Annotated in this window: 20 protein-coding genes, 1 tRNA gene and 1 pseudogene; 8 read left to right on the top strand and 14 right to left on the bottom strand. The window is 56.2% G+C overall.

Annotated features, from left to right (window positions below):
• Positions 1 to 289 precede the first annotated feature (289 nt).
• Positions 290 to 1,069, bottom strand: a complete 780-nt coding sequence (locus tag NB311A_RS13760; protein WP_009799209.1) for an ABC transporter ATP-binding protein — start codon at positions 1,067 to 1,069, stop codon at positions 290 to 292.
• A 2-nt stretch (positions 1,070 to 1,071) separates the two neighbouring features.
• Positions 1,072 to 2,202, bottom strand: coding sequence for an ABC transporter permease (locus NB311A_RS13755; RefSeq protein ID WP_040675304.1), 1,131 nt, complete (start codon positions 2,200 to 2,202; stop codon positions 1,072 to 1,074).
• Between the two features lie 163 nt (positions 2,203 to 2,365).
• Between NB311A_RS13755 and NB311A_RS13750 the strand changes: the two genes are divergently transcribed.
• Positions 2,366 to 2,773: a hypothetical protein gene (locus tag NB311A_RS13750; protein ID WP_009799207.1), complete on the top strand. Its 408-nt coding sequence runs from the start codon at positions 2,366 to 2,368 to the stop codon at positions 2,771 to 2,773.
• Between the two features lie 36 nt (positions 2,774 to 2,809).
• Here NB311A_RS13750 and NB311A_RS13745 read toward each other — a convergent pair whose 3' ends face one another.
• From NB311A_RS13745 to NB311A_RS13735, 3 genes are all read right to left on the bottom strand, one after another.
• The gene (locus tag NB311A_RS13745) at positions 2,810 to 5,503 is read right to left on the bottom strand and encodes a bifunctional acetate--CoA ligase family protein/GNAT family N-acetyltransferase (protein ID WP_040675301.1); all 2,694 of its coding nucleotides are present in this window, start codon (positions 5,501 to 5,503) and stop codon (positions 2,810 to 2,812) included.
• 172 nt (positions 5,504 to 5,675) lie between these two features.
• Entirely contained in the window at positions 5,676 to 6,119 is a 444-nt protein-coding gene (locus tag NB311A_RS13740; RefSeq protein WP_009799205.1) for an HPP family protein, read from the bottom strand.
• An 84-nt stretch (positions 6,120 to 6,203) separates the two neighbouring features.
• A complete protein-coding gene (locus NB311A_RS13735; RefSeq protein ID WP_040675398.1) occupies positions 6,204 to 6,677 on the bottom strand; it encodes an Hsp20/alpha crystallin family protein in 474 nt (157 codons plus the stop codon).
• A gap of 164 nt (positions 6,678 to 6,841) precedes the next feature.
• Between NB311A_RS13735 and NB311A_RS13730 the strand changes: the two genes are divergently transcribed.
• Both NB311A_RS13730 and NB311A_RS13725 read left to right on the top strand, forming a co-directional pair.
• Positions 6,842 to 7,825, top strand: coding sequence for a zinc-dependent alcohol dehydrogenase family protein (locus NB311A_RS13730; RefSeq protein WP_009799203.1), 984 nt, complete (start codon positions 6,842 to 6,844; stop codon positions 7,823 to 7,825).
• A 264-nt stretch (positions 7,826 to 8,089) separates the two neighbouring features.
• Positions 8,090 to 8,932 carry a CHAD domain-containing protein gene (locus NB311A_RS13725; RefSeq protein ID WP_009799202.1) on the top strand — a complete coding sequence of 281 codons (843 nt, stop codon included), beginning with the start codon at positions 8,090 to 8,092 and terminating at the stop codon, positions 8,930 to 8,932.
• Positions 8,933 to 9,021: 89 nt separating this feature from the next.
• Here the strand turns inward: NB311A_RS13725 and NB311A_RS13720 are convergent, their stop codons facing one another.
• Complete coding sequence (locus NB311A_RS13720) at positions 9,022 to 9,849, bottom strand: universal stress protein (protein ID WP_009799201.1); 828 nt, start codon at positions 9,847 to 9,849, stop codon at positions 9,022 to 9,024.
• A 256-nt stretch (positions 9,850 to 10,105) separates the two neighbouring features.
• On the opposite strand from NB311A_RS13720, the gene NB311A_RS13715 reads away from it, so the two are divergent.
• On the top strand, positions 10,106 to 10,834 hold the full coding sequence (locus NB311A_RS13715) for a CBS domain-containing protein (RefSeq protein WP_009799200.1): 729 nt from the start codon (positions 10,106 to 10,108) through the stop codon (positions 10,832 to 10,834).
• 290 nt (positions 10,835 to 11,124) lie between these two features.
• Here NB311A_RS13715 and NB311A_RS22055 read toward each other — a convergent pair whose 3' ends face one another.
• Positions 11,125 to 11,274 carry a hypothetical protein gene (locus NB311A_RS22055; protein ID WP_009799199.1) on the bottom strand — a complete coding sequence of 50 codons (150 nt, stop codon included), beginning with the start codon at positions 11,272 to 11,274 and terminating at the stop codon, positions 11,125 to 11,127.
• A 257-nt stretch (positions 11,275 to 11,531) separates the two neighbouring features.
• Here NB311A_RS22055 and fixL point away from each other — a divergent pair, with 257 nt between their 5' ends.
• The 3 genes from fixL to NB311A_RS13700 all read left to right on the top strand — a co-directional run bounded on the left by fixL (position 11,532) and on the right by NB311A_RS13700 (position 14,135).
• Complete coding sequence (fixL, locus tag NB311A_RS13710) at positions 11,532 to 13,067, top strand: sensor protein FixL (protein WP_009799198.1); 1,536 nt, start codon at positions 11,532 to 11,534, stop codon at positions 13,065 to 13,067.
• The gene (gene fixJ / locus NB311A_RS13705) at positions 13,057 to 13,674 is read left to right on the top strand and encodes a response regulator FixJ (RefSeq protein ID WP_009799197.1); all 618 of its coding nucleotides are present in this window, start codon (positions 13,057 to 13,059) and stop codon (positions 13,672 to 13,674) included. Before fixL ends, fixJ begins: the two co-directional genes overlap by 11 nt.
• A 65-nt stretch (positions 13,675 to 13,739) precedes the next feature.
• Positions 13,740 to 14,135, top strand: coding sequence for a response regulator transcription factor (locus tag NB311A_RS13700; RefSeq protein WP_040675295.1), 396 nt, complete (start codon positions 13,740 to 13,742; stop codon positions 14,133 to 14,135).
• A gap of 125 nt (positions 14,136 to 14,260) precedes the next feature.
• Here NB311A_RS13700 and NB311A_RS13695 read toward each other — a convergent pair whose 3' ends face one another.
• Positions 14,261 to 15,511, bottom strand: a complete 1,251-nt coding sequence (locus NB311A_RS13695; protein WP_009799195.1) for an MgtC/SapB family protein — start codon at positions 15,509 to 15,511, stop codon at positions 14,261 to 14,263.
• 40 nt (positions 15,512 to 15,551) lie between these two features.
• Positions 15,552 to 16,295: a CBS domain-containing protein gene (locus tag NB311A_RS13690; RefSeq protein WP_009799194.1), complete on the bottom strand. Its 744-nt coding sequence runs from the start codon at positions 16,293 to 16,295 to the stop codon at positions 15,552 to 15,554.
• Positions 16,296 to 16,303: 8 nt separating this feature from the next.
• Here NB311A_RS13690 and NB311A_RS23215 point away from each other — a divergent pair.
• Positions 16,304 to 16,435, top strand: a pseudogene (locus NB311A_RS23215) (hypothetical protein); the annotation flags it as partial.
• A gap of 75 nt (positions 16,436 to 16,510) precedes the next feature.
• On the opposite strand, the gene NB311A_RS13685 reads toward NB311A_RS23215, so the two are convergent.
• From NB311A_RS13685 to NB311A_RS13670, 5 genes are all read right to left on the bottom strand, one after another.
• On the bottom strand, positions 16,511 to 16,957 hold the full coding sequence (locus NB311A_RS13685; RefSeq protein WP_009799193.1) for a universal stress protein: 447 nt from the start codon (positions 16,955 to 16,957) through the stop codon (positions 16,511 to 16,513).
• Positions 16,958 to 17,278: 321 nt separating this feature from the next.
• Positions 17,279 to 17,431 carry an aa3-type cytochrome c oxidase subunit IV gene (locus tag NB311A_RS20660; RefSeq protein ID WP_083780466.1) on the bottom strand — a complete coding sequence of 51 codons (153 nt, stop codon included), beginning with the start codon at positions 17,429 to 17,431 and terminating at the stop codon, positions 17,279 to 17,281.
• A 647-nt stretch (positions 17,432 to 18,078) separates the two neighbouring features.
• A tRNA-His gene (locus tag NB311A_RS13680) sits at positions 18,079 to 18,155 on the bottom strand.
• A 279-nt stretch (positions 18,156 to 18,434) separates the two neighbouring features.
• A complete protein-coding gene (locus NB311A_RS13675) occupies positions 18,435 to 18,848 on the bottom strand; it encodes a phasin (RefSeq protein ID WP_009799191.1) in 414 nt (137 codons plus the stop codon).
• A gap of 199 nt (positions 18,849 to 19,047) precedes the next feature.
• Complete coding sequence (locus tag NB311A_RS13670; RefSeq protein ID WP_040675291.1) at positions 19,048 to 19,428, bottom strand: phasin family protein; 381 nt, start codon at positions 19,426 to 19,428, stop codon at positions 19,048 to 19,050.
• Positions 19,429 to 19,479: the final 51 nt, after the last annotated feature.

Below are 19,479 nucleotides of genomic sequence, written 5' to 3'. Positions count from 1 at the left end.
GTCAGCTCGCACCGGCGTCGTCGATGTCACGGCAATTGCCGCATTGACGCGGCGCGGATCGTCCGGCGCAAGACTAAGCTCGGTCACCTCGCCAACACGAATGCCCATTGAAGAGGACGGCCGCTCCAACCAGCAAACCAGGCACAGAGCCCTCGAATTGCACGTGGTAGGTTGTTCGCGGACCAAGGCCGCCGGTGTTGTGGAGCCAATAGACGAAGCCGAAAACCGCGGCGATGGCAGCGAGCACGAAGGCGCCGATAATGACAAAGGGGGCACGGGTTTCCATCTTTCAACTCGCTTTCGGCTGCAGCATCAATGAGCGCTTGCCATGGAAATAGGCGCGAACCCACGGATGGTCGGATTGGAGCAGCTCGCGCATCGGCCCGATGGCGACAATGTTTCCGTCCGCCAGGGCCGCGACCCGGTCGCAGACTGTATTCAGACTGGCGAGATCGTGGGTCACCATGAACACCGTCAGGCCAAGGGTTTTCTGTAATGTCTTGATCAAGGCATCGAAATCTCCTGCCGCGATGGGATCAAGACCGGAGGTCGGCTCATCGAGAAAGACGATCGCCGGGTCGAGCGCCAGCGCCCGCGCCAGCGCCACCCGCTTCGTCATGCCGCCAGACAATTCGGAGGGAAACTTGTCGCCGTCCTCCGGGGTCAATCCGACCATTTCCAGCTTGGCCGTGGCTATCTCGTCCAGTAATGCGCTGGACAGAACAAGATTTTCACGCAGTGGAAACTGGATATTCTGCCGCGCGGTCAGCGAGGAGAACAACGCTCCCTGCTGGAACAGGATGCCCCACTTGCCGGCGGCCCGCTGCGTTCCAACGTCATGGGGCGAGCCGATCCTCGCGCCCATGACCTCGATCCCGCCGCTCCGTCGCGGGATCAGGCCGATGATGGTGCGCATCAGCACCGACTTGCCTCCGCCGGAGGCGCCTACCAGGCCGAGGATCTCGCCACGGCGCACATCAAGCGAGAGATGATCAAGAATGACGCGGTGCCCGAAACCCACGACGAGGTCGTTGACCCGAATTGCGAACTTTCCGACCGATGTATCCATCGCTACATTCCAATCGACGCGAAGAACACCGCGAACAATCCATCCAGCACGATCACCAGGAAGATCGACTTCACCACAGAGGTCGTCGTCTGCTTGCCGAGCGATTCGGCGCTGCCTTTTACGCGCAGACCCTCGCTGCAAGCGACGATGCCGATCACCAGGGCCATGAAGGGCGCCTTGATCATACCGACTTGGAAATGCGTCACGGAAACAGCGTCGTGCAGCCGCGCAATGAATATCGAGGGGCCCATGCCGCCGTAGAACCATGCGACCAGACCGCCTCCGTAAAGCGCGGCCATCGATCCGATGAACGTCAGGATCGGCAGCGCAAGAACCAATGCCAAGACGCGCGGCAGAATCAAAACGACGACGGGATCAAGTCCCATGGTGGAGAGTGCGTCGATCTCTTCGCGCATCTTCATGGAGCCGAGCTCGGCGGTGTAGGCGCTACCAGATCGGCCGGCCACCATGATCGCAACGATCAACACGCCGAGCTCGCGCAGCACGAGGATTCCGACCATATCGACGACGTATGAATCGGCGCCGAACTTGCGAAAATGAAAAAATCCCTGTTGAGCGATGATCGCGCCGATCAGAAAAGTGATGAGTAGAATGATAGGGATTGCCTGCCAGCCGACCCGATACAATTGATAAACCAGCGACGTGAGCCGCAGCGAACGCGGCTTGCGAATGATGCCGAGCAATGCGACGCAGAGAGAACCGAGCATCTGCAGGAACACGGCGACGTCTTCGCGGGAATTCCAGGCAGCGCGCCCGACCTCCTCCACTTTGGCAATCACGGGATTGCGCGCCTTGGGTGGCGGAAGATTGTGCCGGTTGACGTGCCGGACCTCCTCGATCAGGCCGGCGTAGTTTTCAGAAACCCCGACGATTTCAGCCGGATGACCGGCAATTTGGCGCGACAATTTTTCGAGCAGCCAGGCCCCCAGCGTATCGAGTTCGCTGAGGCCGCTCATATCCATTTTAAGCGACTTCGCACGCTCGACCTGCGGCGCAGCGGCATCTGCGAGTGCTTCCAGGACGGTCACATTCGCCGCGATCCAGAAGCCGTCGGGGCGCAGTTCGAGCGCATCACCTCTTGAGGTCACCGCCAATTGAGGTTCTGTCGCCAAATGTAAACCTCCAGCTCTTTACGCCGTCCATAGACTGCACCCCGGACGTCGACATTGACGCAAGTCAACGGCGCGCCGCGCTACGCGTATAGATTTTAGTTCGGCTGGGACAGGTAGAGCCGCGGACCGGCTCATCGTTCGAAGCCATCCAGACGCAAGGACCATGATCATGCATCTCAAACCGATCCTGAATACGTCTCTACCGCAGCAATTCCGGCAGATCCGCCTCGAGCTGGCGCGCGAACCCGATCACCCCCAAGGAGACAGCAGCGTCGGCTACATCGTTATCGCTCCGCTTACTCCCGATGGCCGCATCGACCATGAATTATGGAAGGATCATCGCGAGGCATGTCGGGTGACACGTTTACGGCCGGATGAAAATAATGATTCCGGCCACCTCATTCGTCGTCCCGGCGGCACCTGGGCATTCCGTTACGACGACGCGGCCAGGCTGCCCGACGAAGCCGGCTATCATTTCGCGGACGAGCATTTCGTGCCTGGTGAATATGTTTCAATCAACGAAGGAGGAACCATGCACACTTATTGTGTCAAATCGATCGCCCGCCTCTAACACAAACGACGACTGGACGTGGCGTATACGCCTCGGCTAAAGCACAAGCCTGACATGGCGAATATCGCGCTCGGCGGGATCGTCCGAGATCTCGAAACCGAGATCCCGGCACATCGCCAGCATCACCGTGTTCTCCGACAGCACATCGCCGTCAATGTATTTCAATCCTTCGGACTTGGCATACTCGATGATCAATTGCATCAGCGTCCAGCCTAGTCCTCTGCCCTTCAGGTCCGAACGAACCAGTATCGCATACTCTCCGGTCTCATAAATCGAATCCGAGTGGATTCGAACGGTCCCGACCATCTCGTTAGTCGTCTTGTCGAAAGCCACGAAGGCCATTGCGCGCGCGTAATCGAGTTGCGTCAACCGCGCAATGAATTCATGGTTTAACGGATTCATGGCAGCAAAGAACCGGGATCTCAGATCCTGCTTGGTGATGCGGCGCAGGAAGTCACAAAATAGCGGCTCGTCATCAGGCCGGATCGGCCGGACCATAATCGGCCGATTATCCTTCAACACAAGATGTCGTAGCCATTGCGACGGATACGGTCGAACAGCAAAGTTGACGTTTCCGGGACCGATAAACTTTCGCACGGGGGACCCCACCGCGACGCGAGCATCGACCGTAAGAGCTCCGGTCTCATCGGCGAGCAGCGGATTGAGATCCAGTTCTCTGATCTCGGGAACATCTGCCGCGAGTTGCGCCAGTTTCACCAACGTCAAAGGTATCTCGTCCTGTTTGACAGCAGGCACGTCGCGATAGGCGCGCAACAGCCGGGAAACGCGGGTGCGTTCGACAAGATCGCGGGCGAGCTTGAGATCGAGCGGCGGCAGAGCCAGCGCCTTGTCGTTGATCACCTCCACGGCGGTGCCGCCATGGCCAAATACAATAACGGAGCCGAAAGTCGGATCGCTGGCGATTCCCAGGATGAGTTCACGAGCCTTCGGCCGCAGGACCATCGGCTGCACCATGAAACCGTCAATCCTGGCATCCGGCAGCTTCGCCTTTGCCTTCGCAAGGATGCTGACCGCCGCAGCGCGAACCGAATCGACAGTCATCAGATTGAGAACCACGCCGCCGACATCAGATTTATGCAAAATGTCGCGCGAAAGCACCTTGAGAACGACGCTCTCACCGCGCGCGAGCAGGGCTTGCGCATGAGCAGCGGCCTCATCGGCATTGGCTGCCGCCTGCGTCGGAACGCTGGCAATCCCGTAGGCATCCAAGACGCCTACGACCTCAATCGGATCAAGCCACCGCCTGCCCTGCGCTACCGCCGACTCGACAATTCGCCGCGCCGCCGGGATATCCGGTACGAATTCATGTGTCAGGCTCGGCGGCACCGCCGCAAGCGATTCAACCACCTCGCGGTGATGAACGAGATGCATGAATCCACGCACGGCGTCATCTTCCGTCGCATAGTCGGGAATGCCTGCGTCGATAAACGTTTTCGAAATCTTTTCGTCGGCGCCGACCCATACCGCCAGCACCGGTTTAGCAAAAGCAGTATGCTTGCGCCGATCAGCGTCAACGACGCGGGTCACCGCCGTGGCGATGGCATCCGAATCAGCAATCGCCGTTTGCACATTAATGACGAGGATGGCGTCACTCTCGTCATCCGTCAGCAGAATCTCGAGCGCTCCGACATAACGCGACGGATCCGCATCACCAATAATATCGACCGGATTGGAGCCCGACCATGTCGTCGGCAAAATAGCGTCGAGCTGTTGTTTGACGATAGGATTGAGTGCCGCCAGAACACCTCCCAATTCGACAAGCCGGTCCACTGCGAGGATGCCAACGCCGCCCCCGTTGGTGAGAATGGCCAACCGCTTTCCAAACGCGAATTTGACTCGACTCAATGTCTCCGCACAATCGAACAACTCCCGGAGATCGAAGACCCGTAGTATGCCTGCGCGGCGAAACGCTGCATCATAGACGGCATCCGAACCGGCCAGCGCCCCGGTATGGGTTGCAGCCGCCTTGGCTCCTTGCGCCATGCGTCCCGACTTGACCACAACGACCGGCTTGACCCGCGCCGCCGCCCGCGCTGCCGACATGAATTTACGGGCATCCTTGACCGCCTCGATGTACATCAGGATCGCTTTGGTCTCGGTATCGAGCGCAAAGAAATCCAACAGATCAGCCACGTCGACGTCGAGCTGATCGCCGACCGATATGATTCCGGAAAATCCGACGTTACGGCGCGCTGCCCATTCTATCATCCCGGTCGCTATCGCACCGGATTGTGAGATCAGGGCCAGATTCCCCGCGCGCGGCATGTGAGCCGCAAAGCTCGCGTTCAGATCTATCGTCGGCATTAATATGCCGAGGCAATTAGGACCGATAAGCCTCATATGATGAGCGCGCGCTGCGCGCTCGGCAGCTTCCGCCAATGAGCCCGTTCCCTGGCCGAGGCCCGCGCTGATAATGACGGCACCAGCCGAGCCGATCCTTCCTGCTTCGGCAACAATCTCAGGAACGGTTGCCGCCGGCGTGGTGACGATGACCAGTTCCGGGACAAACGGCAGCTCAGCCAAACGCTTGACCGTCGATATACCTTCAATTTCCTGATAATGCGAATTGACGACGCCGAACGGGTTTTCAAAACGAGCTGCGCAAATGTTCTTTATAATCGCCCGCCCGACCGAGCCGCTACGCGTGCTTGCACCGACCAACGCCACCGAATTTGGCGCAAGCAAACTATTCAATCGATAAGTTGACATGGAGCCTTCATACCGAAAGATGTCTACGCAGAAATCTCAATGGCCTCTAGCGGCACATGATAACACCGTAATCGCGAGATTCGAGCTGATCTGTTCTCGAGTCCCGCACCGGCAGTCCTACGGTAATGACGTTCAGGATGACCAGATTAGCGCTGACAAACAGTTTCAGACGTTACACGGCAAGCTGCTCGCCACGCGTGCAGTCTCGCAAAGCTCGCATGACATCCTCGCGCGAGATAATGCCGACCAGATGCTGTTCCGTATCCATAACGGGAACGCTGCGAAGTCGATGCTCGACCATCAACTGCAACACACGCACCAACTTCGTCGTTGCGCTCACATAGATGAATTCGTGAACCATTGTATCGGAAACCGTTCGCTTCATAAGCTCGTCATAGCGCGGAACCATTGAGCTCAGCGTTAGGGCAAAACATTTGAGGAAATCGAACTTTGTCACCAGGCCTACGGCGTCCCCTTGGTCGTCGACGACCGGATAGGCATTGAAATCATCGCTGGCGAACAGATCATTGAGTTCTTGCATCGTAACGTCGCACGATACCGTCTTGACTTGGCGTGTCATATAACGGTCGACGGTTTGTTCGATAAATTGATACAAGATATCATTCCAATCTCGTTGCGTCTCGCGATAACGACCTTGGACGCGCGCAGGTCCATGCCACGCGCGCCCTAACCATTCAGATCACGCTGCCGTTTTGACTTCGATCGTTTTGGTCTGCGCGGGCGCCGGCTTCGGCACCGTGACCTTCAAAACACCCTTCGACATCACAGCTTTGATGCTATCGATATTCACACCCGGCGGCAGATCGACAGTTCGTACAAAGGAACCGTAGCTTCGCTCGACAAGATGATAGTCTTTCTCTTTTTCCTCTCGCTGATTCTTCTTCTCGCCGCGAATCGTCAAATGGTTATCTACGACGTTCAACTGCACGTCTTTCTCTTCCATTCCTGGCAGTTCCGCGGTTAGTTCAATCTCCTTATCAGTCTCGGCAAGATCCATGCTGGGCATCAACGCCCGTGACGTCAGACCGGTAAAGCTTCTGCTGAAGCCATCGATCAGACGGTCCATTTCTTGCTGGAACAACGCTAACGGATTTGCTTCGGTGCGCGTCAGGGAACTATCCCGCCCTACCGGGATGAGCGGCGACTTCATCATGATTGATCCTCCAAACAAGGGCTTTGAGCGGGTCATCTCACCACGGGCCAGCGGGAGTGTTTTGATCGAGGTCAAACCGGGGTAAACTATCGCGGTGCAATGAATACCCGAGTTACGTTCCGAGCTGATCGGACATACTGCGTCGCCTTGCTAGGAGGCATTCCATGCGCGCGATGGTGCTCCCGGCCTCAGCCACACCGCTCCAGATGCAGGAGCGCGACGATCCAATCCCTGGCGAGGGAGAGATCCGCGTCAAAATCGGTGCATGTGGAGTTTGTCGCACCGACCTCCATGTCGTGGATTCTGAACTCCCCGATATCCGCTATCCGATTATCCCTGGCCATGAAATCGTTGGCCGCATCGACCTGATGGGTAACGGCGTAACCGGTCATCAGATTGGTGACCGCGTCGGGATTCCCTGGCTTGGGTCCACCTGCGGCGTGTGCCGCTATTGCCGCCTCGGCATGGAAAATTTGTGTGACCGCCCATCTTTCACCGGCTACACGCGTGATGGCGGCTTCGCAACTCACACCATTGCCGACGCGCGCTATGCTTTCAGCATCGGTGGAACCGGCGACGACGTATCAATCGCGCCACTATTATGCGCCGGCCTGATAGGCTGGCGGTCGCTAGTCATGGCGGACAATGCCGAACGGCTTGGCATCTACGGATTTGGTGCAGCAGGTCATATCGTCGCTCAAATCGCCGTCTGGCAGGGACGCTCGGTATTTGCCTTCACTCGCGCCCGCGACATCGCGGCGCAAGACTTCGCCAGGCAACTCGGCGCCGTCTGGGCCGGCGCATCCGACCGGCGCCCGCCAGAGGAACTGGACGCCGCCATCATTTATGCGCCGGTTGGTGAATTGGTTCCTCTCGCCCTGCGAGCAGTTCGCAAAGGCGGCCGGGTTGTGTGTGCGGGAATTCACATGAGCGATATTCCCTCGTTTCCATATAGTCTCCTTTGGGAGGAGCGAAAGTTGCTGTCCGTTGCCAATCTGACGAGGCAGGACGGCATTGATTTCTTCAAGATCGTTCCTCAAGCCGGAATTCACATTCGTACGACGACTTTTTCCCTGGACAAGGCCAACGACGCCATTGCCATGCTGAGAGCAGGAAAACTGCTTGGAGCCGCCGTTCTTCAACCGTGACCGAATCCGGACATGACAAACCCGACCACACGAACGCAGTCATTCAACGGGAAGTCTTTTCCTTCCCGAGTCACCCTCGCAACGCCCAGGCAAACTCTGCAATGCTGCAAGCAAGAAAGAGCTTGGTATGATTGAAACCCACTATTTGCCAGCATCACTGGAGCCACCGTGACTGGCGCTCGACAATCTCGCTTGAACCGCTCACGCTCCAAGCAGCAACGGGGTAGGCATCGCTGTTACAAACTGCCGCGACTGTCTGCAACCATGACATGCCAGGAAGCATTCCGTGCGATTGCACGCGGTTGTCTCGATGATCTGGCGGCAAATCAACAAGCAACGTGCGAAGGAGATCCCGAAGCGCTACATCAGATGCGCATTGCGCTCACCCGCCTACGGACTGCGAGATCCTTCTTCTCTTCTTTCATTCCTTCTTCAGAATGGTCCAACGTGAAGGGTGAATTGAAATGGTTGAACAAACACCTGAGTCGAGCCCGCGACCTGGATGTCACGATTGCACGGCTGCTTTCAGCGGATGACAAGAGTCCGAAACAGTCGCTTGGTCGGGCTTGGCGAAAAACGTGGAGCACCAGCCATCGAAAACTAAGCCTGACGCTTCGCTCAAAGCGATACCGGATGTTGCTGCGCGATATGTCAATCTGGATTGAAAACGGAAAGAAATCGTCGGCGACCCCGCAATCATCAACCTCGCTCGCGACATATTCCGCCCGCCGTCTAGACCGATGGCATAAGAAACTCATCAAAAAGAGCCGCGCCTTTGAGAATATGAATTCAAGTCAGCGCCATCGACTCAGAATAAAAGCCAAACGACTTCGTTATATACTCGAAACCATCGAATCACTTCTCCCAAGTCAATCGCTCGGGAAAATACAGGAATTGCTGAAGTCCCTACGCAAGATACAAAAACTCCTGGGGCATCTAAACGACGCTGAGCAAGGCCACGCTATCGCAGCCACTTTTGTAAAGCCGACACATGACAACGGAAAGAGATGGCGCTCGCTGTTTCCGGCTGGCCAAAAATCCAGCAAACGAACGATCAAGGCTGCTGCACTCATTCTCCGGCAGATGGCGGAACTAAAGCCGTTCTAGCTGGGTTGCTCCCTTTCAAAATTTGATCACTCATGAACGCGGAGCGATTGATGGCTTATGTCGGCTCCGCAGACTCACGTGTCGCCAGATCAGCGTGATAGCAACACACAACGCGTCGATTCAGATGTAAGATGTCGCGTCACGCCGCCGAGTACCCACTCGCTCAATCGCGAATGGCCATAGGCTCCGGCTACAATTATCCCTGCTCCAACACTGGATGCAATTCTATTCAGCGCAACCCCGGCATGAGACTTTTCATCGGAAACGATTGCGCTCGCTGCGATGTTGTGATGCTTCAGCCACGTGACTACATCATTGGTGCGGCTCAACGCGGCCTCGCGACTGCCGTCTTCGACAATCTCGGCGATCGTGACGTCTTTGGCCTTGTGCAGGAGCGGAAGCGAATCAACGATCGCCCGTCGGGCTTCGAGGGTGTCTTTCCATGCGACCAGCACACTTCGCAGATCGAACGAACCAGCCTCTTCCGGAACAATGAGCAGCGGCCTGCCCGCCTGCATAACCAGATCACCCGGATTGACCCCGGAGAACGGGTCCGTAAATACGCCGCCTCCACCTTGCCTGATCACGATAATATCCGCGGCGCGCGCTTCGCGCGCAACAAACCGAAGAGGAATCTCCATGTTGGAGCGCCATTCGACGCGTTTCGCGCTTCTATTCATAGCTGTTCGGAACTCGGACTCCAGTTCTGACAACCGCGTCTTGATTGCGTTCCGTCCTTGCTCAATCATCTTGTCGGCTTGCTCACCGGTGGTGAAATAAAGCGGCGGACTGAACTCTTCGGCCGCGATTCCGATAGCACGAGCGTCAAATCGATCGACCATTTCGCTGGCAATAGCGAGACAACGCTTGTTCGACTGATCTGACGCAAGGCTAACCATGATCGTTGCGTAAGTCATTCGTTGCTCCTGCGGCTAGATCAATAATTTCAACAGGTGTTACGCGCCAGTATGCATGGATCTGAGATCTTGAATCGGAGATGATCCAGATCAAAATACTTGCAAATGATGCTGATGGGCTACGAACAAATAATCAGGCCTGTAGCCGCACCGAAGTACTCTGGTATTTTACGTCGGCCATTGCGTTTGACTTAGGTCAATCCGGTTCGATGCATTGGCGATAGCATTACGCTCATCCAAATACGAGGAGCTCAGCATGCGCGCTCATCAGATCATGACCAGGCGGGTCATCACAGTCCACCCCGACACGACCGTTGTTGATGCCGCCAACACCATGCTCAGACAGCACATCAGCGGCCTCCCAGTGGTCAACGCCGAGGGAAAGATGGTCGGCATCATTTCAGAAGGCGATTTTATTCGCCGCGCCGAAATCGGTACGCAACGCAGGAGAGCGCGATGGTTAGCATTTCTGCTCGGTGCAGGCAGGGACGCATCGGACTTCGTTCACGAGCAAGGCCGCAAGGTCGGTGAAATCATGACACCTGATCCCTACACTGTTTCAGAGGATGCATCGCTGGAAGACATCGTGACAATGATGGAACAGAAGCGCGTCAAGCGCTTGCCGGTGATGCGGAACGACCAGATTGTCGGAATCGTCACACGGTCCAATCTACTTCAGGCCGTCGCAGGGCTCGCCCGCGAGGTCCCAGATCCGACCGCGGATGACGACCATATTCGCGACCGCGTCATTACGTCCATCGAGAAGAACGACTGGTGTCCATTTGAATTTAGCGTCATTGTACGCGGCGGAATCGTTCATCTTAGCGGGATCATTACCGACGAACGGGCTCGACAGGCTGCCGTGGTCGCGGCAGAGAATGTCGCCGGCGTGAAGGAAGTGAACGATCATCTTTGTTGGGTAGACCCCATGTCGGGGCTCTGCTTGCTTTCTCCGAAGGATGAACAATTAGCAGTGACGGGTTGATTGCTCCTGAAAGTGAAACACTATTGTCGGTTGTGAGACGGATTGGACATTGGACCGCTGCCGGACCGCGCTCCGATGCAATCAAAAGAACGCACCTAAGGGAAGTTCACCGCTTCATGGATGCGGTGAAATACTCCGGTTGTTTGATTAGACCCGTCTTCTTCACGCGAAGCGGATTCCACGGCGCTTGGAAGCGCTATAGGTCATTCTGAACGGCAAAGTTGAGGCGCCGCCTTCGTCGACGCCCGCTGAGGACCGGCCTAGTAATCTGCAAGCCGATCAAGAACAACCTAGTTTCTCTCAGCAGAAAGAGGCTGCAGCTCTTTTGCTTCCTCCTCCGCCAGCAATCTTAAAATGATCTTTCGCTTTTCCTCATCCGTCGTTTCTGCAAGCAGCTTGCGGCAGAGAAGAATATTTTCCTCGCGAACATAGCGTTGCATTGGAAAACTCCTTGCACGGGAGCGAAAGCAAACCAGCGGGTTTGTCGGCAAACGCCGGAGCCGGTTACAACGATGACGGATTTTAATAATGTTCTTGAGCCGGATAAAGCTTTATCATTCAGCTTTCAGAGCCAATGCTCCTACCATGGGTAGCGGTCACGATCCCGGGTAGCCTCATTAGCTGGGAAAACGAGGCAATACGGGGATACAGTAGATTTTTTAGCTAAGCTTTCCTTGCCGTGCCGGGAAGTGAAACCGTGTCGAGTAACGATCAGTCGTCGTCAAACAGCCTGTTCCGTGATGAGGAGTTGCAACGCGGAATTGACAAATCCGGGGTTGGCATCTGGGATCTCGATCTCTCGACCCGGAATCTGTTCTGGTCCAGCCCAGCGCGCATGCTTTTTGGAGTCTCGGAAAATGCTCCGGTCAGTTACGATCTTTTCCTCTCCCTGCTCCAGCCGGAGGATCGCGCGCGCACGGAATCGGCTATTCAGCGCTCGATCAAGACCGGGTGCAGGTTTGATCTCCAGTACCGGATCCTCGGGGCATCGGAAAGAGATCGCTGGATTCGAGCACGGGGTGGCCTCGTCACCAACGAGGGCGGAGTACCACGGCGCCTGAGTGGCGTGATACTCGACATTGACGATCAGAAGCTGATTGAAGAAGCTCTGATTGCGCGTGAGGATCACTTGCGCTCGATACTCGATACCATTCCCGATGCGATGATTGTTATTGATGATCACGGCATCATGCAGCACTTCAGCAGCGCAGCCGAACGTCTGTTCGGCTATTCAGAACGCGAAGTCATTGGCCGGAATGTCAGCATTTTGATGCCTGAACCGGATAGCAGCCGACACGACCACTATTTGGCCCGCTATCAATCCACCGGCGAGCGGCACATCATCGGCATCGGACGGGTTGTCACCGGAAAACGTCTGGATGGGGCCACCTTTCCAATGCACCTGTCCGTCGGCGAGATGCATTCAGGCGGAAAGCGGCATTTCACCGGATTTGTCCGCGATCTTACAGAGCATCAGCAAACCCAGGCAAAACTTCAAGAATTGCAATCCGAACTGGTTCACGTATCTCGCTTGAGTGCGATGGGCGAGATGGCATCTACTCTCGCACACGAATTGAACCAGCCGTTGGCCGCGATCAGCAACTACATGAACGGAGCTCGTCGCCTGTTGACCACCGATGCAGATCGCAACATCACGAAGATCGAACGGGCGCTGGATTGCGCTGCGGATCAGGCCATCCGTGCCGGTCAAATCATTCGACGGTTGCGTGATTTCGTCTCCCGGCGGGAGTCAGAGAAACGCGTCGAAAGCCTGGCGAAGCTGATGGAAGAAGCCGGAGCTCTCGGTCTCGCAGGCGCCCGCGAGCAGAACGTCATGCTGCGGCTTGAACTAGATGCGGAATGCGATCGTGTCCTGGTCGACCGCGTCCAGATTCAGCAGGTCCTGGTCAATCTCTTTCGAAACGCCCTGGAAGCAATGGCGGAATCACCAAAACGGGAACTTACCGCCTCCAGCAAGAAGTTGTCAGACGAGATGGTTGAACTGTCCGTATCGGATACCGGACATGGCTTCAACGAGGCTGCCGCTGAAAGCCTGTTCGAGACTTTCTTCACGACCAAGAAAACCGGTATGGGCGTGGGTCTCCCCATCAGCCGGTCGATCGTGGAGGCTCATGGTGGCCGGATGTGGGCCGAAACGAACGACTCCGGTGGCGCCACCTTCCGACTGACTTTGCCTATAGCGGCAACCGGGGATTTGCCAGATGTCGCATAGGGGAAATGTCTATGTCATCGATGACGATCCAACGATGCGGGACTCGCTCGATTTCCTGCTTGGCTCGGCAGATTTTAACGTCACGCTGTTCGATACTGCCGCCGACTTTCTCGATGCTCATTCCGGTCTTCTTTTTGGTTGCGTTTTGTCTGACGTTCGCATGCCTGGCATCAATGGAATGGATCTGCTTCGACGCCTCAAGGCCAGTGCTTCGCCCCTGCCCATCATCATCATGACCGGGCACGGGGATATCCCCCTCGCCGTCGAAGCGATGAAGTTAGGAGCGTTCGATTTTGTCGAAAAGCCGTTTGAAGATGAGCGGCTGATTGGAATGATTGAGGTCGCTCTCCAACAGAACCCGAATCATACGAAAAGTGACACTGTCTCGGCGGAGATCGCATCAAGACTAGCGACTCTCAGTCAGCGCGAACGTCAGGTCATGGACGGCCTCGTCGCAGGACTATCCAACAAGCTGATAGCCCGTGAACACAATATCAGTCCCCGGACGATCGAAGTTTACCGCGCAAATGTTATGACCAAGATGCAGGCACATAACTTGTCGGAGCTAATCCGGCTCGCCTTGCGCGCCGGCATCTTAAACGATTGAGATAAGTCAAGTCGCCCCATCCCTACAACCGTATTGTAGGTGATCATTGGGCTTCGTGGCATCAAATGACAGGGTCCACAATCATAAAGCACAGAGTATGCATTCTCGATGACGATCCTGCAGTGCTTCGGTCAATGCGATTTCTTCTTGAAATCCATGGGTTCACGGTTCGCACGTTCAGCGCCGCCAGGACGTTATTGGCTTCCATTGGTCCGGACGATGTCGACTGCCTGGTGATCGATTACAAGCTGCCCCAGATGAATGGACTGGATGTGGCAGCGCAACTCCGTCAACAGAATGTCGCGGTACCGATCATTCTCATTACCGGCTACCCCCCTCAGCATATGGCGGAGAAGGCCGCGGTCGTCGGAATAGACTATATTCTATTCAAGCCTCATCTCGAGGACAGCCTCGTGATGCGCATTCGGGAAGCCATTTTCCGCCAACGTCAAAACCACTAGAACTCCTCGCGGGGAAACTAAAGTCCGCCTTCGGACATTCCCGCTACCAAAAGAAGGAAGCGGGGCGAGCTATTTGTAGATAAGAGGAACGGCCGGATAAAATACATATCCCCAACTTCTGGCATTCAGGCCTCCCAGGCAGCCAAAACGAGTCCTCCGGCAAGCGCTACAGCGCTGATTCCTCCAACCAGCAGCCCGACTCTCCTGTTTCCTACCCAACCGGCCATGATCGCCTTGGAGATGGTGTTGACTGCAATTGCGACCATGATAGCATGAGCCGCTGTCTTCAAATCTACATCGCCCCCGGCCATGCGAGCGATCGAGATCGTGAGGGCGTCGACGTCCACGATTCCGGAAAGCGCGGCCACAACGAAGATGCCGACGCCCCCGAACATTCGACGCACCAGTTCCACGGCCAGCATCACGGCTACAAGCACCGCGGTCAACTTGATTGCGGTTCCAACGGCGAGAGGATTTTTGATCTGGAGTTCAGGCGTCTCCTGTTGGACGTTTCTGAACAAAAAGATAGCGGCCCCGATGCCGAGCACAGCGGCGGTGGTCAAGAGCGGCGGCAAAAGCGATACTAGCAGCGCGCCATTGAGCGCCACTGCAATGACGCCAGCACGCAGCATCATGACGACGCCAGCGACCAGAATACCTGCGCTCAGCAATCCGGACGATGATGGATGCTCGCGAGCCAGCTTCGCCAAAGCAAGAGTGGTGGCCGTGGATGATGCAAGCCCTCCGGCAACAGCCGCCATGACGACTCCAAGCCGATTTCCGAATGCTTTAATTCCTACGTAACCGGTAAATGAAATTGCCGCGATCATGATCGCGAAAAGCCATGTCTGATAGGGATTGATCGCTTTCCACGGATCGATCGTCCGATTTGGCAGTAGCGGCAACAGCAGGAATGACATCGCGAGCAAGGTCAGCACCGCCCGGATTTCCTGCCAGTTCAACGAACTGATCCACCGATGCAACGGCTCGCGTAACGCCAGCAGAACCGTCATGCCGACGGTGCAGGCGATGGCAAGTTGCAGATCTCCAACAACTGCCATGGTGCCGAGCAGGAACGTAAGCATTCCCGCGACAACCGACGTCACGCTGACACGGCCTTCGTTCCTGGCTTCCAGCCAATGAAAGGCCGTGAATGCTGCGATATATCCCAGAAAAACCCACCCGATGACCGAAGCGGTCGTTTGAAGCGCGATGACACCCGCAACGCCACCCAGGAGTCCGGAAAGCGCGAAAGTACGAAAGCCAGCGGCCCGCCGATTGTCTTCCGCATCGCGCCTTTGCCAGCCGCGCTCCAGGCCGACAAGCAGCCCAATGGCCAGGGCAACCGTAAGGCGACTCAGAGCTTCAGCATCCATGCCGGTCAACTTTCGCCCGAATCGACCCGGTCTCCATCGCTCAAAGCGGCAGCTCATCTCTGAGTTTCAGATGATCCACGATCCGCTCGGCCCCTGCAACATTCTCAATGAGCGCCTTCAGCGCCTTGCGTTGATTATTGTCGACAATCACACCCCATATTTGGACTTCACCGTTCGTTACCACGACGTCAACGATAGCTCCTGCCGCCCAGCGTTCCTTCCGAATCGCAGCAAGAATGTTGTCGCGGACACCTTGGCCGATATGGATGCTTTGATCGAACCTGCGCGCCACCGTTGCAAGGAGTTCGGCTTTCGAGATCATTCCCAGGACAGCGCCTTTAAGGACGACAGGAATCTGCGCAACGTGATGGCTCTCCATCAACGCAATCGCTTCGATTAGATCTGCATCCGGCGCTACGCACATCGGGTCTCGCGTCATAATCTCATCGACGCTTCGGCCATACGCGCGCGCAAAAGCCACTGCGCTCTCTCCTATCCCAAAAAATGCGTCGAACCATGGCCGATCTGTTGGCTCCGTCTCAAGTTCAACACGACGCAAAAAGTCGCCTTCCGACACAATACCGACGATAATGCCGGAATGATCGACGACCGGTAGCCCCCTCCGATTGGTTTCCATCAGGAGCCGAGCCGCATCAATCACCCGACAATTCGGCGCGACAGTTACCGCTGGCGCTCGCATCACTTCCGAAGCCTTCATGTGGACAACCCAACCATCGTTTTCTTTGCTTATCCGGCACGACGAGGCTGACGTCTTGATCCACATCAACGCGCATGCGCATGGATGGAAAGACTTTACGACGTCTTGAGCCTGAGCGCCGAGGCACGAAACTTTCGGATCATGGGCCGGACGAAACCGCCTCAAACTGGCTCGACGCGGTGTTCGAGGCAACTGACGCGTCTGGATGGAGCCCACCGAGCCTTTACGATACGCATCTGGCTCAGGACGTCCGTGTCATGGATCCTGAGCGAGCATCTCTGTTAGTGGACCACCAGAACCGGAACGTGCGCAGTAGCAACGACCTCGGCAGTCTGGCTGCCCAAAAGAACCCTCTTGATCCCACGGTACCCATGGGAGGCCATGACGATCAGGTCGCACCCCTGCTTCTTCGCCGCATCAACGATAGCCGCGGCCGGTAAGGCATTCGGGATATGGAGTGTCTCGACGGTCAGTCCCATTTCTTCTGCCGCCGCTTTCGCTGCGGAAAGAATAGCTTTTGCATGCCGCGTGTTGGCATCTTCGAACCGATCCGGGTCCATACCTGCCATACCCCACCTGCTTGCGCCAATGGAGGGAACCGGAAACTGCTCCGTCACAGTGATGATTGTAACCTTGCTGCCGTTTTCGTCGGCCAACGATAGACCATGGTCGACACCTTTCCACGCCAGCTCAGAGCCGTCAGTGGAAATAAGAATGTGAGTGTACATGGTACCTCTTCGCATTCAGCAATCCTGCGACGATCATAGCAATCACATCTGACCTCAACAAGAAGCCGCTGTGCCGTCCGCTTGGTTGTCGCGGTTTGACAATACGCCATGCAATGCCATCGCCTTATTGCCGCGGCCTCGTGCTCCTGCGTGTGTAGCCGGGGCGTTCTGACGAAAATTGTTTGAACCTTTTATCGGGCTCGAGTGCCTCATCATTACTGGGAATTTCAGAACCCAGTGCGTATTAGCCAGCGCCGCGCGGCGAACATAGTTCGCCACGCGGCGTTGTGCGTTTCGGATATGAGAATGACGATCAGATCATCAGATAAGAAAAATCGCCAACAGCACGACAATGGTGGCGGCGATACTCGCGAAGATTGTTCCCAATTTGATGAAGGCCTTATACGTTCTTTCGTGTTCCGGATAATCCATGCCTTCCGCCGTCGAATACACAGCTTCACTATGATCAGCCATTCACGTCTCCCGAAGTACGGTTGATCTTGCGTCCCTTCCGGCAGTGACCGGCGTTCCTGCGGCCGCCACCATGCGACGAGCCAATGATACATACATTTATTATGTATGTTTTGTTCTAGCACAAAGACACCAGTCGCCCTTCTCTCGCTAAAAATAAAAGGGGAGTTGAAGCCGTTGATCTCTTCATAAACGGCAGGAAAAATTCAAATGGCGATGGCGACTAACCCCGCTTCGGCGAGATTACTTCTGGCAACACCTACGTCGGCTAGATGATGCGACCATAAATGAGATCGCGACGGAAAAGCATCCGGCTTGGATCTTCCGGTTCGCATATCTTCCCGATGCGCGAACCGATAGACGATGACGAAAGTGGGGCTGTGGACATCGAAGCTGGATCGTCGCTCGATTTCCTCCAAACAGTCTACCGCGATCCATGCCAGCCAATCTCGCGACGGATGCGAGTCGCTGTTGCTGCGCTTCCGTTCGAGCTTCCGAAGTTGGCTGTCACGGCGACCCTGGGTCCGAATAGCGGATTTGCCGCTAGGTTCGAAGAGGCCATCGCACGAAGCGCGAAGAACTCAACCCGAGGATGGGGTAGCCATACAAATCTCGGGGCTTGTAGAATTTCAGTAAGCATTTGATTTCGTTGGTACAGTTGGGTGGGCTCGAACCACCGACCTCCTGTTCCACAGACAGGCGCTCTAACCAACTGAGCTACAACTGCATCCTGCTCGCGCACCCCAAAAAAAACAGTGCGAACGGGGCGGAAACTAGGTGCAACACTCCGCTTTGGCAAGGCCACAACGATCCGTTATCGCGGTGCCGCTTAGCCAATTTTATTTAGCGAAGGAACCCCGCCCTTTTATACCTGAATCTTATCGCGAGCTTGAGTCCCGCAGCGATCAGGCGTGGCTGGTCCAGCCGGTTTGGATCGGCAGGGAGGCGACACTGAAATAGTAAACCCGGGCCGAGAAGCCCGGGTTGGCAGCGGACGGCCGTTGGATCACGCAACCGGCTGAAACAGTTTCGACGCGCCAGTCCTGATCGGCTGGGCCGTTTCAACCGCGATTTTCTGAGTCAGTTCAGTCAATTCCTTGGCCTGGGCTGCAAATGTTCCGAATTGATTGCGGGCATGGGCGCTCCATAATTCGGTCGCGTCAGACAACGACTTGGCGCCGACCAGTGCCTGCAAGAAATCGAAGCCGGCGTTGGTGTTGGCCTGACCGAAATCGAGCAGTTTGGTGGAATAGGCATGAGCGCCTTTCGTTGCAGCGTTAAAAACGGCCTCGATAGCGCCGTTGCCGTCCTGCGCGGCTTCCTTGAACTTCGCGTAGTTATCGCGCGCCTGCAGGACACCCTTCTCGGCGAATGCACGCACCTCCTCGGGAACTTCAAAAGCATCGGTTGGATTAGCCATGTCAGTAATCCTTTTGCAGCTGTGAACACAGTGTGGCCTTGCAAACAACGATCGCCCTGCATCTCGGCTTGATTGCGAAGTGACGAGGCCAAGCACCTGCTTACCATGACATCTTTGTGCGACGCAATAATATATTGCGACGCAAAACATACCCGCCCGGCAAAAATCCTACGTCGGGATTTTGCGGTCTTGGACGCTCTTAAGCTTGAGGCTTCCCGGCTCCCAGGGCGGCCTGGCCCATCCTCTGCCCTATTTCGCTGGCCTGCTCGGTCAGGGCCTTCATTTGATCCCGCACATACTCGGTATTCAGCCGCATCACCTCCGATAGGTCCCTCGCGCGGAGGAGTTTCTCAGCATAGTCCAGTGACGCGGTCATATTCTGCTGGGCAAAGGAGATTGCCTTGCTGCTGATATCCCGAACGCTATCGCGAACCGCCTCGTTGCGCCCATCGATCGAATTGGCCGTTTGCTGGGCGCCGTCGAGAAAACTTTCAAGCGCCCTGCGCGCCTGCTCGAAACCCGCCTCTGCCATCGACTGCTTCTCGTTCGAACCTTCAAAATGCCGTCCCTGCTCACTCATGGTCGCCCTCTCCCTTTGTGGCTGTTTTTCCTGGATTCCGGTCCTCCGGTC

The sequence above is a fragment of the Nitrobacter sp. Nb-311A genome (assembly GCF_000152905.1).
Lineage (GTDB): Bacteria > Pseudomonadota > Alphaproteobacteria > Rhizobiales > Xanthobacteraceae > Nitrobacter.
Note: the sequence above shows the minus strand (reverse complement) of the source record. Positions and strands in the feature narration are given on the sequence as shown.

Bases quoted from the DNA above. Each gene is read 5' to 3' on its own strand.
- NB311A_RS13760 (WP_009799209.1), bottom strand. From the start codon at position 1,069: ATGGATACATCGGTCGGAAAGTTCGCAATTCGGGTCAACGACCTCGTC.
- NB311A_RS13750 (WP_009799207.1), top strand. From the start codon at position 2,366: ATGATCATGCATCTCAAACCGATCCTGAATACGTCTCTACCGCAGCAA.
- NB311A_RS13745 (WP_040675301.1), bottom strand. From the start codon at position 5,503: ATGTCAACTTATCGATTGAATAGTTTGCTTGCGCCAAATTCGGTGGCG.
- NB311A_RS13735 (WP_040675398.1), bottom strand. From the start codon at position 6,677: ATGATGAAGTCGCCGCTCATCCCGGTAGGGCGGGATAGTTCCCTGACG.
- NB311A_RS13730 (WP_009799203.1), top strand. From the start codon at position 6,842: ATGCGCGCGATGGTGCTCCCGGCCTCAGCCACACCGCTCCAGATGCAG.
- NB311A_RS13725 (WP_009799202.1), top strand. From the start codon at position 8,090: ATGACATGCCAGGAAGCATTCCGTGCGATTGCACGCGGTTGTCTCGAT.
- NB311A_RS13720 (WP_009799201.1), bottom strand. From the start codon at position 9,849: ATGACTTACGCAACGATCATGGTTAGCCTTGCGTCAGATCAGTCGAAC.
- NB311A_RS13715 (WP_009799200.1), top strand. From the start codon at position 10,106: ATGCGCGCTCATCAGATCATGACCAGGCGGGTCATCACAGTCCACCCC.
- NB311A_RS22055 (WP_009799199.1), bottom strand. From the start codon at position 11,274: ATGCAACGCTATGTTCGCGAGGAAAATATTCTTCTCTGCCGCAAGCTG.
- fixJ (WP_009799197.1), top strand. From the start codon at position 13,057: ATGTCGCATAGGGGAAATGTCTATGTCATCGATGACGATCCAACGATG.
- NB311A_RS13700 (WP_040675295.1), top strand. From the start codon at position 13,740: ATGACAGGGTCCACAATCATAAAGCACAGAGTATGCATTCTCGATGAC.
- NB311A_RS13695 (WP_009799195.1), bottom strand. From the start codon at position 15,511: ATGGATGCTGAAGCTCTGAGTCGCCTTACGGTTGCCCTGGCCATTGGG.
- NB311A_RS13690 (WP_009799194.1), bottom strand. From the start codon at position 16,295: ATGTGGATCAAGACGTCAGCCTCGTCGTGCCGGATAAGCAAAGAAAAC.
- NB311A_RS13685 (WP_009799193.1), bottom strand. From the start codon at position 16,957: ATGTACACTCACATTCTTATTTCCACTGACGGCTCTGAGCTGGCGTGG.
- NB311A_RS20660 (WP_083780466.1), bottom strand. From the start codon at position 17,431: ATGGCTGATCATAGTGAAGCTGTGTATTCGACGGCGGAAGGCATGGAT.
- NB311A_RS13675 (WP_009799191.1), bottom strand. From the start codon at position 18,848: ATGGCTAATCCAACCGATGCTTTTGAAGTTCCCGAGGAGGTGCGTGCA.
- NB311A_RS13670 (WP_040675291.1), bottom strand. From the start codon at position 19,428: ATGAGTGAGCAGGGACGGCATTTTGAAGGTTCGAACGAGAAGCAGTCG.